This is a genomic window from Vibrio sp. Y176 (genome assembly GCF_033438945.1).
Genome location: NZ_JAWOQS010000009.1, coordinates 33,765 through 49,009 on the forward strand (window position 1 = coordinate 33,765; position 15,245 = coordinate 49,009).

Consider the following 15,245-nt stretch of genomic DNA (forward strand, 5'->3'; position numbering starts at 1 on the left):
CCGAGATTGTAACTCAATTGGTTGTATAAACTTAGTCTTCCAGTAACTTTTGTAACAAAACTCCGTTCAGCATAGCGCGTTTAATCATCGCAAATGCGCCCATCGTTGGCTGCTTATCAATGTGAGAAGCCACGATAGGGAGGTCGTTATGGAAAGTTTTAAGAGATTGATTCTCTACATTGCGTTGAATTGCAGGGAAAACAATATCTTGTGCTGCAGTAATATCGCCAGCAATTACAATTTTCTGTGGATTAAATAAGTTAACCGTAATCGCAATCGCTTTACCTAGCTGGTTGCCCACTCGCACTAAACTCTGTTTCGCAAGTTCATCACCATTCATTGCGTGCTGACATACCGCTTCAATTGTGATGTTTTCAAGGTCGGTTAAGCTTGATTCGTATCCTTGAGTAATCAGTTGCTTCACTCGTTGAATAATCGCTGGGTTTGCAGCTACGGTTTCTAAACAGCCAAAGTTTCCACATTGGCATTGCTCACCAAGCGGGTCAATTTGGATATGACCAATTTCACCGACGTTGCGGTTAAAACCAAGAAAAACCTGGCCGTTAACGATAATACCTGCGCCAGTACCGCGGTGGACGCTAACCAAAATAGAATCCTGGCAGTCTTGGCTTGCTCCAAAGTAGTGCTCAGCCAACGCCATGCCACGTACGTCGTTGCCAACAAAGCATGCTGTATTAAACTTCTCTCCAACAATTTCACCGAGAGCAAGATTATCGATATCGGTATTAGGCATGTATTCGACCACGCCAGTTGTTGGGTTAACAAGGCCCGGTAAAGTGATGCCGATAGCGATGAGTTGATCAATTTTGTCTTCGCAACGGCTTACGAAATCTTTTAATAAATCGATAAGTCCTGCGATTAAGTCTGCTTGGTTAGTGTAGTGCAGTTCATGCTGATCTTCTGCCAGCGCGGTGCCACCTAAATCGTATAAACTGAACTGTACATAATCTCGACCTAAGCGAACGGCAATCGAATGAAAAGGTTTGACTTCAGTAGTCAAAGAGATCGCACGACGACCACCAGTTGAAGCTTGTTGGGCGACCTCCTTAATAAGGCCGCGCTCTAAAAGTTGGCGGGTTATTTTGGTAACACTAGCAGGCGCGAGCTGACTCACGTCCGCGACTTGAATACGGGAGATAGGACCTTGCTGATCAATCAGCCTATATACCGCAGCGCTGTTAAGCTGTTTTACTAAATCTACATTACCAATCTGTCCGCCATTCATGCTTAATTTTGCTCGTATTGTCCGTTAACAACCGTCGCTTTTACTTTAAAGTCACGATCGAAAATAGTCAGGTTTGCAACCATCCCTTTTCGAACTCGGCCAAGGCGATCCTCAACACCAATTGCTGTTGCTGGGTATAACGTGGCCATTCGTAGAGCTTCGTCTAAAGCGATCCCCGCGTGCTCAACTGAATTCTGAACTGCTTCAATCATTGTCAAAGCTGAGCCGCCTAGCGTGCCATTTTCATCAACACACTTACCATCTCGGTAATATACTTTCTTACCGACAAAAATAAAGTGATCAATGTTAGCACCTGCTGGAGCTGTGGCATCCGTCACCAAAACAAGCTTGTCACCTTTGATTTTATGAGCAATTCGGATGTTTGCGTAGTCGACGTGAAAACCATCAGCAATAATGCCAGCGTATACGTCAGGAGTATCGTAAATTGCACCAACAACTCCTGGTTCACGACCAACCATTGGTGTCATTGCATTAAAGAGGTGTGTAGCAAAAGTAATGCCTGCTTCAAAGCTTTTACGTGCTTCGGCGTAGGTTGCATTTGTATGGCCAATTGAAACCACGATGCCAGCAGCCTTTAATCGCGCAATATGCTCTGGGTCGTTATGCTCAGGTGCTAGTGTTACTTTCGCTACGATATCGGCGTTTGCGCAGATAAGGTCGATCATGCTTTCGTCTGATGGGCGAATAAAATCGACGTTATGGATGCCTTTTTTCGCGACGTTAAGGTAAGGACCTTCGAGGTGTAAACCAAGCGATTGATTTTGATACTTGTTGTGGTACTCACGAGCTGCGGCAATTGCAGTTCGCATATCTTCATCAGATGACGTAATGAGTGTTGGCAGGAAGCTAGTACAGCCAGATTTGAGGTTTGCCTGGTGCATGATTTGCATGGTTTTAGGGGTAATTGCATCGTTTAGCATTACACCGCCACAACCGTTCAACTGCAGATCGATAAAGCCTGGACTTAGATTAGCGCCTGCAAGGTCTTTTACTTCGATGCTTTGAGGTAGCTCAGAAACCGGCACAATAGATTGAATAAGATCGTTTTCGATGATGACCGCATGATCGGTAAGAACATCACTACCGGTATAAATTTTACAGTTACTTAGCGCGTACATAGTCAGCTAGTCCTTATAGATGAGAATTCAATTTCTATATCGTTATCTAAGTAGAGACTGCTTCAGTCATATGGGTACTTAGTTTGTATCACTGAATTAGATAACGAGTCACATACAGCAAGTCGCGTTTTATCGATGTTATTGTCATAGTAACTAACTGAAAAGTAATAATTGTATGGTTTTTTATGATTCTTTTTCAGAGCAAAGTTACAGTGATTTACCCGCCTAGATACCAAAATAACACTGATTCTGCCTTGCATAAAGTGCGAGAATATTATCTTTAAAACGCCATTTTTTCGTATAATAAAATAAGTTTTATGATCTCGCTAGCAAAAACCTTCCGAAAGGGCAAATTGTGGTGATTATGATCACAAACGGTGAGCTTTTAATTTGCGGAGCAAAATTAATATCATAAACTTAGGATGACTAAATTGGACGGCTGAAATAAGTCATTCAACATAACATCTAATCCTATAGGGGGAACTTAAGGTGAACATTCTCGGATACTTCCAGAAGGTGGGTAAGGCGCTTATGGTGCCGGTTGCCACACTTCCTGCAGCAGCAATACTCATGGGTATTGGCTACTGGATCGACCCAAATGGCTGGGGCGCAAACAGTGCACTTGCTGCATTTCTTATTAAAGCTGGTGCAGCGATCATTGACAACATGTCAGTATTGTTCGCTGTTGGTGTTGCTTACGGAATGTCTAAAGACAAAGATGGCGCCGCTGCACTTTCAGGCTTCGTGGGCTTCTTAGTTGTCACAACGCTTTTGGCCCCTGGTGCAGTATCACAAATTCAAGGCATTGACCCAAGTGAAGTACCTGCTGCATTTGGTAAAATCAATAACCAGTTCGTCGGTATCTTGGTTGGTATTGTTTCTGCTGAGTTGTACAACCGTTTTTCTCACGTAGAGCTGCACAAAGCACTGGCGTTTTTCTCTGGCAAGCGTCTTGTACCGATCCTAACGTCTTTTGCTGGTATCGTTATTGCGTTCATCCTGATGTACGTTTGGCCATCAGTTTACGGCGGTCTGGTCAGTTTTGGTGAAAGCATTCAAGGTATGGGTGAAGCAGGTGCAGGTGTTTACGCATTCTTCAACCGTCTTCTAATTCCTGTTGGTCTGCACCATGCACTAAACTCAGTGTTCTGGTTTGATGTTGCTGGTATTAATGACATTCCAAACTTCCTTGGCGGTGCGAAATCATTAGCTGAAGGCACGGCAACGGTAGGTGTTACGGGGATGTACCAAGCGGGCTTCTTCCCAATCATGATGTTTGGTTTACCAGGCGCTGCTCTAGCGATGTACCATACTGCGAAATCAAAGAATAAAGAGAAAGTGGCATCTATCATGATTGCAGCTGCGTTTGCTTCATTCTTTACAGGTGTAACAGAACCACTTGAATTTGCATTCATGTTCCTTGCTCCAGGACTGTACGTTCTTCACGCAGCGCTGACTGGTCTATCAGTTTATATCGCGGCATCAATGCAGTGGATTGCAGGTTTCGGTTTCTCTGCTGGTTTAGTCGACTTAGTATTGTCGACTCGTAACCCGCTAGCGGTAAACTGGTACATGCTCATTGTACAAGGTCTTGGTTTCTTTGCGGTTTACTACTTCGTGTTCCGTACCGTGATTGTTAAGTTTGGCCTTAAAACACCGGGACGTGAAGATGATGAAGAAGCTTCATCTAACGTGGCTGGATCAAGCAATTCTTCAGAGCTTGCTCGTCAGTACTTGAAAGCACTTGGCGGTCATGACAACCTAAGTTCTATCGATGCCTGTATTACTCGTTTGCGCCTTTCTGTGAAAGATATGAGCGTTATCAATGAGAAAACTCTGAAAGATCTTGGAGCTATGGGAGTTGTGAAGCTAGGTACAAACAACCTACAAGTTATCCTTGGTCCACTAGCAGAGATTGTTGCTGGTGAGATGAAGAATGTATCTAAAGATGAAGACTTAAGTGGTGTTCAGTTACCAGCTTAACTGTTTAATAGTGGTGCGATTGTTTGTTATTGGTATTGCAAACAATTGATACTACAACATCGCAAAAGGCCTCCGCAGGAGGCCTTTTTTCGTTTAGGCCCTTTGAATCTGCTTTGCTTTCACGCCAACTCGATAAATATTGTCGTTTTAGAGCGAGTTCTTGTTGTCTAATTGCTTAGAATTGTGGATCATTAGGAACAATGTACTCTGTGAAACCACACTTGGATACAGGGTTCCGTTTTCTCTGACAATACTAATATTTTTGAGGTGCTATAGATGAGTGAAGCTGATGCTCGTCCATCAAACTTTATTCGCCAGATCATTGATAAAGATCTAGCGGATGGTAAACACACTAGCGTGCATACTCGATTCCCGCCGGAGCCAAATGGCTACCTGCATATCGGTCATGCTAAGTCTATCTGTTTGAACTTCGGTATTGCTCAGGACTACCAGGGTCAATGTAATCTGCGTTTCGACGATACAAACCCTGAAAAAGAAGACATCGAATACGTTGAGTCTATCAAGAAAGATGTAAACTGGTTGGGCTTTGAGTGGAGTGGTGAAGTATGTTACTCATCAAACTACTTCGATAAGCTTTACGAATATGCAATTGAATTGATTAACAAAGGCTTAGCGTATGTAGATGAGCTAAGTCCAGAGCAAATTCGTGAATACCGCGGCACACTAAAGGCGCCAGGTAAACCAAGTCCATACCGTGACCGTTCTGTTGAAGAGAACTTGGCGTTGTTTGAAAAAATGCGCGCTGGTGAATTTGAAGAAGGTAAAGCGTGTCTTCGTGCTAAAATCGACATGGGTTCTTCATTCATGGTCATGCGCGATCCAGTTTTATACCGTGTGCGTTTTGCTACGCACCACCAAACTGGTGATAAGTGGTGCATTTACCCAATGTACGACTTTACGCACTGTATTTCTGATGCATTAGAAGGCATTACGCACTCTATTTGTACGCTTGAATTCATGGATAACCGTCGTCTGTACGATTGGGTTCTAGACAACATCACGATCGAAAGCCGTCCACATCAATACGAGTTCAGTCGTTTAAACCTTGAATACACAGTGATGTCTAAGCGTAAGCTTAACCAGCTAGTTACTGAAAAACTGGTTAATGGTTGGGATGATCCACGTATGCCGACTGTCTCAGGTCTGCGTCGTCGTGGCTTCACACCTGCATCTATTCGTGAGTTTTGTAAGCGTATTGGTGTAACGAAGCAAGAAAATATGATCGAGTTTAGTTCATTAGAATCTTGTATTCGTGATGACCTAAACGAGAACGCTCCGCGTGCAATGGCTGTACTGGATCCTGTTAAAGTTGTTATCGAAAACTTTGAAGCAGGCGCAGTAGAAAACTTGACAGTTGCCAACCACCCAAATAAACCTGAAATGGGCGTGCGTGAAGTGCCATTCACGCGTGAATTGTGGATTGAGCGTGAAGACTTCCGTGAAGAAGCGAACAAAAAGTACAAGCGTTTAGTGCTAGGTAAAGAAGTTCGTTTACGTGGTGCTTACGTGATCAAAGCTGAGCGCGTTGAAAAAGATGCCGAAGGCAACATCACAACGATCTTCTGTTCTTACGATGCAGATACGCTAGGTAAAAACCCAGCAGATGGTCGTAAAGTGAAAGGCGTTATTCATTGGGTGTCAGCTGATAAAGCTCTTCCAGCGGAAATTCGTCTGTACGATCGTTTATTTACGGTGCCAAACCCAGGCGCAGCGGAAGATTTTGCTTCTACTATCAACCCTGAATCATTAGTTGTGATCAATGGCTTTGTCGAGCCTAGCCTAGCTTCTGCAGAAGCAGAAAAAGGTTACCAGTTTGAACGTATGGGTTACTTCTGTGCAGACTCGAAAGACTCTTCAGCAGATAATCTAGTATTCAACCGCACGGTCGGTCTACGTGATACCTGGGCAAAAATTGAGAATCAATAATCTCGATTAATGCTGAGAATGATGAAAAAATGCCAGCAAACGCTGGCATTTTTTATACCTACTCCCACAGAGCGCTATATAGATGTGCAAGACTGTGGAGAAAAAGATGGGCGTTTAGTAGCTTTTGTTCTGTAACCAAAGTGCTGACGTCTAAGGTACTTACTTCTAGAAACAAAAAACGCCAGCATGTGCTGGCGTTTACTTTTTAAATTAACAAACCCTTATTTTTTCGGTTTGTGTGCATCTGGATTGTCTTTACAACCACCATCGCTACACTTGCCGTACAAGTATAAGCTGTGGTTTGTTAGTGTGACATTGTACTTAGCTGCAATCTCTTTTTGACGTTCTTCAATAAGATCGTCAGAAAATTCAATTACCTCACCACAGTCTAGGCACACTAGGTGGTCGTGGTGATGTTGAGTCGATAATTCGAAGACTGACTTTCCACCTTCAAAGTGGTGACGAGTTACAATACCAGCATCGTCGAACTGGTTTAGAACTCGGTAAACAGTTGCTAGGCCAATTTCTTCACCTAGATCAATCAACTTTTTGTACAAATCTTCAGCACTGATGTGCTGGCAGTCTGGCTGCTGAAGTACTTCTAGAATTTTTAGCCTCGGAAGGGTTACTTTTAAACCCGCATCCTTCAGCGCCTGATTATTATCTGACATATACTTTCCCGTTGGATCATCTGCAGCGATTTAACAGAATTCAATCTTCCTACCATTATAGGATAAGCGTTCGGAACATTAAACCACGAACTTCAAAGGGTTAATAGAATCTTTTTGTAAATTAGAAACAGGTCCATTATATTACAGCTCTGACCAGTTACAATTGTGTAACATTAAGCTTGGAGAGGGCAGGGATAGCGATGAATAGGCGACTAGCGAAGATATACAAACCAGGAATTGTAAAGTTCGCACTCAATATTTGGCCTCCTTTTTGGGGGGCGGGTATTAAAATCTTACATATTTCTCAAGACTTCCGTACTGTAAAGGTACGTTTAAAGCTTCGCTGGTGGAATAAAAATGCCAATCGCACCCAATATGGCGGCAGTATTTTCTCTTTAACTGATCCTATTTACTCGTTGATGCTGATGGGGATTCTACGAGAGGAATATTATGTGTGGGATAAAGAGGCAAGCATTAACTTTATTAAGCCGGGGCAAAGTGATTTGTTTGCAGAATTTGAGGTCACTGAAGGGATGCTGGAAAACATTTATCAAATGACACGGAATGGAGAAAAGTGTTTTCCTGAGTTTATTACTCATGTAAAAGATAAACAGGGGAATGTGGTTTCAGAGGTTCAACGCAAGCTTTATGTAAGAAAGAAACCTCAGTATCGCGAAGAGGAAGTACTTACCGACGCTGTGTGACAATACATACAAAAAGACCTCCAAGTGGAGGTCTTTGCATCATTCAATTTGATTAGCCTTCTAGCTCAGCTAAACACATCTCTTCATAGATCTGTTTAACCCAGCTTTCAACACGCTCGTCAGTCAATTCTGGTTGGCGGTCTTCATCAATACATAGACCTACGAATTGGCTTTCGTCACCTTCAACAAGTGCTTTAGACGCTTCAAATTCGTAGCCTTCTGTCGAGGTATGGCCAAGAATTGTGCCGCCTTTAGATTCAACGATATCACGGACTGTGCCCATCGCGTCACAGAAGTATTCTGCGTAGTCTTCTTGGTCGCCACAGCCAAAGATAGCCACTAGCTTAGTAGAGAAGTCGATTTGCTCAAGCTCAGGGAAGAAGTCATCCCAATCACATTGTGCTTCGCCGTAGTACCAAGTTGGGATACCTAGAAGAAGAAGATCGAAGTTATCAATGTCTTCTTTGCTGCTTTTCGCGATGTCTTGAACGTGAACTAGATGTTTACCTAGTTGCTTTTGAATCATCTTTGCAACGGCTTCAGTATTACCTGTGTCGCTACCGAAGAAGATACCTACACTTGCCATAGAGTCTATACCTTTACATTGTTTGTTATTGGCGATGCTACTAAGGGTTTAACCTAACCCTGAGCCTTCCCAAGTTAGCTGAATTACACCTTTTGCAATAAAGCCAGCACAGCCTAGGAAAAGGACTAACCACACAATACGACGACCAAAAACAGGTACATTGCCTTGCTTTAGCACATCTTTTATCGCCATCCCGATGAAAAAAAAGATAGCAGCAAAAAGAAGATCGAGTCCAATAGACTCGAGCATATCCATATAGTCGTAAAGCATTTTAGCCCTTCATGCCGAAAAATCTTGGGCGCACTATACCACTGTTAAACGGTAAAGTTAATGCACTACAAGAAGGGTTATTTCAATAATCTAGTGTTGCTTTTCGAATTTGTTAACTCGAAATGTATTTTCGAATGACTCTCATTACTTCTGTCGGTTTCTCGGCGTGTAACCAGTGACCAGTGCCAGCGATAATGTGTGCTTTAGCATGGTTAAATTGTCGCTTCACTGCCGGCTGATGTTCTGGCATTAAGTAGTCAGAGTCGCCGCCTTTGATAAACAAAGTTGGGATATCTGTTGGTGTGATTTCTTGCCAGCCAATAATTTGGTCATAATTCTCAAAAAGGCTCGGTACGTTAAACCGCCAATCCATCTTATCGCCATTTTTGTACAGTGATTTAGAGAGAAATTGTCTTACACCATCGAGTTCAATATGTTGAGCTAGGATATCCATGGCTTGCTGTCGATTTGCTGGTTTTTCATTAATAACAGCATGTAAGCCGTTAAAAACATTATCGTGACGGTTCGTAGTGTAGGCAACAGGCGCCATGTCGAGAACGACTAACTGCTTGACTACATTTGGCGCAATGTCCACAAGAGCCATCGCGACTTTTCCGCCCATGGAGTGACCAATAACAATAGATGGCTCAACGTTTAAGTGCTGAAGGAGCTGAGCCACATCTTTTGCCATATCGGTATAGTTATGGACTTCGGAGTGGAAAGAGAGGCCGTGATTTCTCAGATCAATACTGATCACCGTGTGATCTTTAATAAGATCGCGGGCGAGTAGACCCAGATTACTTAAACTACCAAACAATCCGTGAATCAAAACAACTGTTTGGCCTTGGCCTTCCTGCTTATAGTTGAGTAATGCTGACATTTTATCTTATTCGTGATGGGTTTAACGTGGAGTATCCGCGTGGATCTCGTTATAATCCCCCAGAGTTTAAACATTGAGAATGTGAAAAGCGAATGAAAACAATTGAGGTTGATGAGGATCTATACCGTTATATAGCTAGTCAAACTAAGCATATCGGTGAAAGCGCCTCGGATATTTTGCGACGCCTTTTAAACCTTGATGGTCAGTTGCAGGAAGCTAAAGCCGCGCCTGTAGTAGAGAAGCCACAAGGGATTGTAGTAAGTAAAGATGCGGGTAAAACGGAATCTGTTGATGTAGTGAAAGAAATGCGTTCGCTGCTTATTTCTGATGAGTTTGCCGGTCTAAAAAAAGCGATTGATCGCTTTATGTTGGTATTATCGACCTTACATAAATTGAATCCAGAAGGTTTCGCCCAGGCTACGAATGTAAAAGGACGCAAACGCGTGTACTTTGCAGATAATGAAGAAACCTTGCTAGCAAACGGTAATACGACCAAGCCAAAAGCCATTCCTGGCACACCGTTTTGGGTTATCACGAATAACAATACAAGTCGTAAAAGACAGATGGTTGAACAAGTGATGGCACACATGGGGTTCCAACCTGACTTAATAGAAAAAGTAACAGGTTCAATCTAAGAAACCTGATAGAAGCCTCATAATGCGTCGCAGTGAGCGGATATTATGAGGCTTTTTTAATTTTATTTGTATTGAAAGAAAGGATGTCAAACATGGCTATGCACCCTCGTGCTGGGCAAAAAGCGCAGCAGGAAGATCTTCACAATATCCCAGCACTCGTTGCTAACTACTTCTTACTTCAACCAGACGCGGCAAACGCAGAACACAAAGTTCAATTTGGTACTTCTGGCCACCGCGGTACTGCAGACAAGCACACTTTTAACGAAAACCACATTTTAGCGATCGCTCAAGCGGTAGCAGAAGTTCGTTCTGAGCAAGGCACAATTGGCCCGTTGTTTGTGGGTAAAGACACGCATGCGCTATCTGAGCCTGCTTTCTCAAGTGTGATTGAAGTACTGATTGCAAATGGTGTGAAAGTGATTGTCCAACAAGACAACGGTTACACGCCAACACCGGGTATTTCACACGCGATTCTGACTTACAACATCAAACACGATGAAAAAGCAGACGGTATCGTTATTACTCCATCACATAACCCACCACAAGACGGCGGTATCAAATACAATCCGACACATGGTGGTCCTGCAGAAGCTGAGTTGACTCAAGCTATCGAAGATCGTGCGAACGAACTGATTGCTGAAGGTTTACAAGGTGTGAAACGCCTACCACTAGCAGAAGCAAAAGCATCGGATCTGTTTGTAGAGATGGACTTGGTGAAGCCATACATCGATGACCTGGTGAACGTTATCGATATGGAAGCAATCCAAAAGGCGAACCTGAAGATTGGTGTAGATCCATTGGGTGGCAGCGGTATCGATTACTGGCGTCAAATTGGTCAGGCATACAACCTAGACCTAACGCTAGTAAGTGAATCGATCGATCCTTCTTTCCAATTCATGTCGCTAGATAAAGACGGCGTTGTGCGTATGGACTGTTCTTCTCCTTACGCAATGGCGGGTCTATTGGCACTGAAAGACGAATACGATTTAGCATTTGGTAACGATCCTGACTACGACCGTCACGGTATCGTTACGCCAAAAGGTTTGATGAACCCGAACCACTTCTTAGCCGTTTGTATTGACTACTTGTACCGTCATCGTGACGCGTGGGGTAAAGACGTCGCTGTTGGTAAAACACTAGTTTCAAGTGCGCTGATTGACCGTGTTGTTGCGGATCTAGGTCGTGAGCTATGTGAAGTGCCTGTTGGTTTCAAATGGTTTGTAGACGGTCTGTACACTGGTAAGTTTGGTTTCGGCGGCGAAGAAAGTGCTGGTGCGTCTTTCCTTCGTAAAGATGGCACACCTTGGTCAACAGACAAAGATGGCATCTTGCTATGCCTTCTAGCAGCAGAGATCACTGCGGTAACGGGTAAGAACCCTCAAGATTACTATGAAGAGCTAGCGGCGAAGCACGGTGAGTCGAAGTACAACCGTATTCAAGCTGTAGCAAATGGCCCACAAAAAGACGTATTGAAGAAGTTGTCACCAGAAATGGTTGCGGCTGAAACTCTAGCAGGTGATGCGATCACTGCTCGTCTAACGCATGCACCAGGCAATGGTGCTGCGATTGGTGGCCTTAAAGTAACGACGGCTAACGGTTGGTTCGCTGCTCGTCCATCAGGCACAGAGGACATCTACAAGATTTACTGTGAAAGCTTCAAAGGTGAAGAACATCTGAAACAAATCGAAGCTGAAGCACAAGAGATCGTTAATCAAGTGTTTGCAGCCGCTGGTTTGTAAAACATCCAATGGTCAATGTATCTAGCAAAGGGTTGATGTGAAAACATCAACCCTTTCATGTTTAAGTGCCCCGAACCGCTTTATCTCCGGGCCATGAATCTGGTACCACAAACCAGAATTGACCGTCTTCCGTTTGTGCGTGTATGAATCGATCTAAAGGCTTTTCAATAGGTTGAGAGAAATCGTCTGTACCGGTCGCCCAGCATGGTTTATGTAAATGATAAAGGGGTTTACCAATTAAATCCCATTGACGTTGATAGCACCAGTAACCACTAATCTGACTTGGATTTAATTCATAACCCAAGCACTCCTTAGGAGTTGGCTCTGGAGTAAACGGATTAATATAGAGTCGTCCTTGCATCATTAGGCGCTCTTCTGGAGAGTCGTTTAAAGGAATTATTTTTTGAAATTCCGGGCGATCGCTCATTTTCAGCTGATGCGTGAGCATTCTATCCAATTTTACATGTAACTGGTCGTGAGCATTCGGGCCATACCAAATGCCGTTGTAAAGAAGATAAAACTTAATCGCCACTTCCCAATGTTCTATCTGATTTGATTCTGTATTCCTCAACACTAAATCGACAGCACCAATGGTCTTACCTTCCGCGTCGTTTAACTGAATTTCTTCGGCAATAATCTGATATCGTTCTGAATTAGAAAGAGCCGCAGTGCATAGGTGCTGATATAAAAAACCCAGTCTCGGATTACCATTGTATTGTTCTGAGCTATTCAAAGGTTTGACCGAGATATCTTCTAAGGTTGCAAACGGAGGGGTTAACTTGAAAAGCGGAGGTGAAGTGGCGATCCATTGGTAAAAGCGTTGCAGTTGGTTCATCCGTATCCCTAAATTTATGGTGAGGCGACAAGCTTTGTTATTGTAACTAAATTTGCTTTTGAGGGTAGGGTGGCTAGCATCGATATTAGGGTTCGAGATACACTTTAAAGACCTAAATGATATCAAGGTGCCAGATGTCAAAACGTTGTTGTATCAACTAGGTTGCATTCTTTCGTCTGATTCCATCAAGAGGTTATTTAGGTTTACATGCGCTAGAAATTGGAAGTAATAATGAATAACTTAAAGCTAGAACAGATTCTTAATGACAAACTGTCACCGCAGTTAATTAAAGATTACGCACCAAATGGGTTACAGGTAGAAGGGAAATCAGCGGTAAAGCGTGTTATCACTGGCGTAACCGCCTCTCAAGCCTTAATCGATAAAGCGATTGAGCTTAATGCAGACGCATTGCTTGTTCATCATGGCTATTTTTGGAAAGGTGAGCCTGAGCCAATTCGTGGCATGAAAGGTAAACGAATTCGTAGTCTGATCAAAAACGATATCAACTTATATGGTTATCACCTTCCTCTAGATATTCATCCAGAGCTAGGCAACAACGCTGAATTAGCTCGCTTACTTGAAATCGAAGTAGAAGGTGGGCTTGAAGGGCACCCTCAGTCAGTTGTTATGTTTGGGCGCTTGAAAAAGCCGATGTCTGGTGTTGAATTTGCGAGTAAGATCAACCAAGTTCTTGATAGAGAGCCTCTGCATATCGCTCCAGAGAATACCGATAAGATGATTGAGACAGTCGGCTGGTGCACTGGTGGAGGGCAGGATTTCATTGAACTTGCTGTACAGCACGGGCTGGATGCATTTATCTCTGGAGAAATTTCAGAGCGCACCACTTATACCGCTCGTGAAATGGACATTCATTACTTTGCTGCAGGTCATCATGCTACTGAGCGTTATGGTGTTCAGGCCTTAGGCAAATGGCTAGCGGATGAATATGGCCTACATGTGGAGTTTATCGATATTGATAATCCGGTTTAGCGTTCTCCATTAATAACGTTAAACGCAAAAAAGAAAAAAGGGTTGAGACGAAAATCTCAACCCTTTTGTTTGTCTATCTTCGTACTAAAAGATCATTCACGTTCGTGAAGTGGAGAAAACTCACGTTGTGTTTCGCCAGTGTATAGCTGACGAGGACGACCGATGCGGTTCAGTGGATCGCTGTGCATTTCGTTCCAGTGAGCAATCCAGCCGATGGTACGAGAAATCGCGAAGATAACCGTAAACATAGAAACTGGAATACCAATCGCTTTAAGAATGATACCTGAGTAGAAGTCTACGTTCGGGTACAGCTTCTTAGACACGAAGTACTCATCAGAAAGCGCAATGCGCTCAAGTTCCATTGCAACGTCTAGCAGAGGGTCTTGAATGTTTAGCTCTTTGAGAACTTCATGACACGTTTCGCGCATTACTGTCGCACGTGGGTCGTAGTTCTTGTAAACGCGGTGACCAAAGCCCATTAAGCGGAATGGGTCATCTTTGTCTTTCGCGCGGTCTACATATTCAGGGATGTTATCGACGCTGCCAATCTCTTCTAGCATTCTCAAGCAGGCTTCGTTTGCACCACCGTGAGCAGGTCCCCAAAGGGATGCAATACCAGCGGCAATACATGCAAATGGGTTCGCACCAGAAGAGCCAGCTAGGCGTACAGTTGATGTCGACGCATTCTGTTCGTGATCCGCGTGTAGAGTGAAAATCTTATCCATCGCACGGGCAACCACAGGATTTACTTCATACTCTTCGCAAGGGTTTGCGAACATCATATGCAAGAAGTTCTCAGCGTAGCTAAGGTCGTTACGAGGGTAAATAAATGGCTGACCGATAGAGTATTTGTAACACATCGCCGCCAGTGTTGGCATTTTTGACAGCAGACGGTACGCTGCAATTTCGCGGTGTTCGTCGTTGTTAATGTCAAGAGAGTCGTGATAGAAGGCTGCAAGTGCTCCAACTACACCACACATTACCGCCATTGGGTGAGCATCGCGTCTGAAGCCATGGAAAAAGCTTGCGATTTGCTCGTGTACCATTGTGTGACGAGTAACGGTCGTTTTGAATTGCTCGTATTGTTCTCGGGTAGGGGCTTCACCATAAAGAAGGATGTAACATACTTCTAAGTAATCTGCGTTATTGGCTAATTGATCAATCGGGAAACCGCGGTGCAAAAGAATACCTTTGCCGCCATCGATGTACGTGATTGATGATTCACAAGATGCAGTGGCAAGAAAACCTGGGTCAAAAGTAAAGTAACCATTGGCTCCCAGCTTACGAACGTCAATTACAGGTGTACCTAGCGTACCGTCCATAATTGGCAGTTCGATTGGCGCTTGACCTTCAACATGAAGGGTCGCTTTCTTATCCGCCATAACAATCTCCTTTGTTTATTATTTAATCCGTCCAGGATGTTTATGTGCCATTTTTGTACTGTTGTTAAAGCTTAAAGTCAATTTTTCTCCATCTTTGTGTGCACTTGTTATGATTTTTCTCATGAAAATCGTTAAAAATCTGTTCTATGTAGCATAATTTGTTACACCAATTGTATTAGAATGTTGCTCGCCGTATATTGGCAAAGAAAATTTTAGTTAAATCCTTATAAATTCGGGG

The 15,245-nt window shown here is 43.4% G+C and carries 14 protein-coding genes; 6 read left to right on the forward strand and 8 right to left on the reverse strand.

The features are described from left to right. Positions 1-31: 31 nt before the first annotated feature. On the reverse strand, positions 32-1,246 hold the full coding sequence (gene nagC / locus R7O13_RS19230) for a DNA-binding transcriptional regulator NagC (protein ID WP_005382105.1): 1,215 nt from the start codon (positions 1,244-1,246) through the stop codon (positions 32-34). A gap of 2 nt (positions 1,247-1,248) precedes the next feature. Continuing rightward, positions 1,249-2,385: an N-acetylglucosamine-6-phosphate deacetylase gene (gene nagA, locus R7O13_RS19235; protein WP_151514582.1), complete on the reverse strand. Its 1,137-nt coding sequence runs from the start codon at positions 2,383-2,385 to the stop codon at positions 1,249-1,251. Between the two features lie 489 nt (positions 2,386-2,874). Between nagA and nagE the strand changes: the two genes are divergently transcribed. Both nagE and glnS read left to right on the forward strand, forming a co-directional pair. After that, a complete protein-coding gene (gene nagE / locus R7O13_RS19240) occupies positions 2,875-4,368 on the forward strand; it encodes an N-acetylglucosamine-specific PTS transporter subunit IIBC (RefSeq protein ID WP_005384985.1) in 1,494 nt (497 codons plus the stop codon). A gap of 276 nt (positions 4,369-4,644) precedes the next feature. Next, a complete protein-coding gene (gene glnS / locus R7O13_RS19245; RefSeq protein WP_005382124.1) occupies positions 4,645-6,315 on the forward strand; it encodes a glutamine--tRNA ligase in 1,671 nt (556 codons plus the stop codon). A 221-nt stretch (positions 6,316-6,536) separates the two neighbouring features. Here the strand turns inward: glnS and fcrX are convergent, their stop codons facing one another. Further along, complete coding sequence (gene fcrX / locus R7O13_RS19250) at positions 6,537-6,986, reverse strand: ferric iron uptake transcriptional regulator FcrX (protein WP_005382141.1); 450 nt, start codon at positions 6,984-6,986, stop codon at positions 6,537-6,539. Between the two features lie 200 nt (positions 6,987-7,186). Here fcrX and R7O13_RS19255 point away from each other — a divergent pair, with 200 nt between their 5' ends. Further along, the gene (locus R7O13_RS19255) at positions 7,187-7,690 is read left to right on the forward strand and encodes a DUF4442 domain-containing protein (RefSeq protein ID WP_005382144.1); all 504 of its coding nucleotides are present in this window, start codon (positions 7,187-7,189) and stop codon (positions 7,688-7,690) included. A 52-nt stretch (positions 7,691-7,742) separates the two neighbouring features. Here the strand turns inward: R7O13_RS19255 and fldA are convergent, their stop codons facing one another. From fldA to R7O13_RS19270, 3 genes are all read right to left on the reverse strand, one after another. Next, entirely contained in the window at positions 7,743-8,276 is a 534-nt protein-coding gene (fldA, locus tag R7O13_RS19260; RefSeq protein WP_005382146.1) for a flavodoxin FldA, read from the reverse strand. Between the two features lie 48 nt (positions 8,277-8,324). Continuing rightward, positions 8,325-8,546 (reverse strand): DUF2788 domain-containing protein, encoded by a 222-nt coding sequence (locus R7O13_RS19265; protein ID WP_005393038.1) that lies wholly within the window; start codon positions 8,544-8,546, stop codon positions 8,325-8,327. Positions 8,547-8,658: 112 nt separating this feature from the next. Further along, entirely contained in the window at positions 8,659-9,426 is a 768-nt protein-coding gene (locus R7O13_RS19270; RefSeq protein ID WP_017819953.1) for an alpha/beta fold hydrolase, read from the reverse strand. Positions 9,427-9,518: 92 nt separating this feature from the next. Here R7O13_RS19270 and seqA point away from each other — a divergent pair, with 92 nt between their 5' ends. Both seqA and pgm read left to right on the forward strand, forming a co-directional pair. Then, the gene (gene seqA / locus R7O13_RS19275) at positions 9,519-10,061 is read left to right on the forward strand and encodes a replication initiation negative regulator SeqA (RefSeq protein WP_005382149.1); all 543 of its coding nucleotides are present in this window, start codon (positions 9,519-9,521) and stop codon (positions 10,059-10,061) included. A gap of 92 nt (positions 10,062-10,153) precedes the next feature. After that, on the forward strand, positions 10,154-11,800 hold the full coding sequence (gene pgm / locus R7O13_RS19280) for a phosphoglucomutase (alpha-D-glucose-1,6-bisphosphate-dependent) (protein WP_033906916.1): 1,647 nt from the start codon (positions 10,154-10,156) through the stop codon (positions 11,798-11,800). Positions 11,801-11,861: 61 nt separating this feature from the next. Here pgm and R7O13_RS19285 read toward each other — a convergent pair whose 3' ends face one another. After that, positions 11,862-12,635, reverse strand: a complete 774-nt coding sequence (locus R7O13_RS19285) for a DUF1853 family protein (protein WP_033906915.1) — start codon at positions 12,633-12,635, stop codon at positions 11,862-11,864. Between the two features lie 231 nt (positions 12,636-12,866). Between R7O13_RS19285 and R7O13_RS19290 the strand changes: the two genes are divergently transcribed. Then, positions 12,867-13,625 carry a Nif3-like dinuclear metal center hexameric protein gene (locus R7O13_RS19290; protein WP_033906914.1) on the forward strand — a complete coding sequence of 253 codons (759 nt, stop codon included), beginning with the start codon at positions 12,867-12,869 and terminating at the stop codon, positions 13,623-13,625. Positions 13,626-13,717: 92 nt separating this feature from the next. Here the strand turns inward: R7O13_RS19290 and R7O13_RS19295 are convergent, their stop codons facing one another. Next, positions 13,718-15,007: a citrate synthase gene (locus R7O13_RS19295; RefSeq protein ID WP_005382163.1), complete on the reverse strand. Its 1,290-nt coding sequence runs from the start codon at positions 15,005-15,007 to the stop codon at positions 13,718-13,720. Positions 15,008-15,245: the final 238 nt, after the last annotated feature.

Coding starts and splice junctions, on each gene's coding strand:
- glnS (WP_005382124.1), top strand. CDS start 4,645: ATGAGTGAAGCTGATGCTCGTCCATCAAACTTTATTCGCCAGATCATT.
- R7O13_RS19290 (WP_033906914.1), top strand. CDS start 12,867: ATGAATAACTTAAAGCTAGAACAGATTCTTAATGACAAACTGTCACCG.
- R7O13_RS19295 (WP_005382163.1), bottom strand. CDS start 15,007: ATGGCGGATAAGAAAGCGACCCTTCATGTTGAAGGTCAAGCGCCAATC.
- nagA (WP_151514582.1), bottom strand. CDS start 2,385: ATGTACGCGCTAAGTAACTGTAAAATTTATACCGGTAGTGATGTTCTT.
- R7O13_RS19285 (WP_033906915.1), bottom strand. CDS start 12,635: ATGAACCAACTGCAACGCTTTTACCAATGGATCGCCACTTCACCTCCG.
- R7O13_RS19255 (WP_005382144.1), top strand. CDS start 7,187: ATGAATAGGCGACTAGCGAAGATATACAAACCAGGAATTGTAAAGTTC.
- pgm (WP_033906916.1), top strand. CDS start 10,154: ATGGCTATGCACCCTCGTGCTGGGCAAAAAGCGCAGCAGGAAGATCTT.
- R7O13_RS19265 (WP_005393038.1), bottom strand. CDS start 8,546: ATGCTTTACGACTATATGGATATGCTCGAGTCTATTGGACTCGATCTT.
- seqA (WP_005382149.1), top strand. CDS start 9,519: ATGAAAACAATTGAGGTTGATGAGGATCTATACCGTTATATAGCTAGT.
- fcrX (WP_005382141.1), bottom strand. CDS start 6,986: ATGTCAGATAATAATCAGGCGCTGAAGGATGCGGGTTTAAAAGTAACC.
- R7O13_RS19270 (WP_017819953.1), bottom strand. CDS start 9,426: ATGTCAGCATTACTCAACTATAAGCAGGAAGGCCAAGGCCAAACAGTT.
- fldA (WP_005382146.1), bottom strand. CDS start 8,276: ATGGCAAGTGTAGGTATCTTCTTCGGTAGCGACACAGGTAATACTGAA.
- nagC (WP_005382105.1), bottom strand. CDS start 1,246: ATGAATGGCGGACAGATTGGTAATGTAGATTTAGTAAAACAGCTTAAC.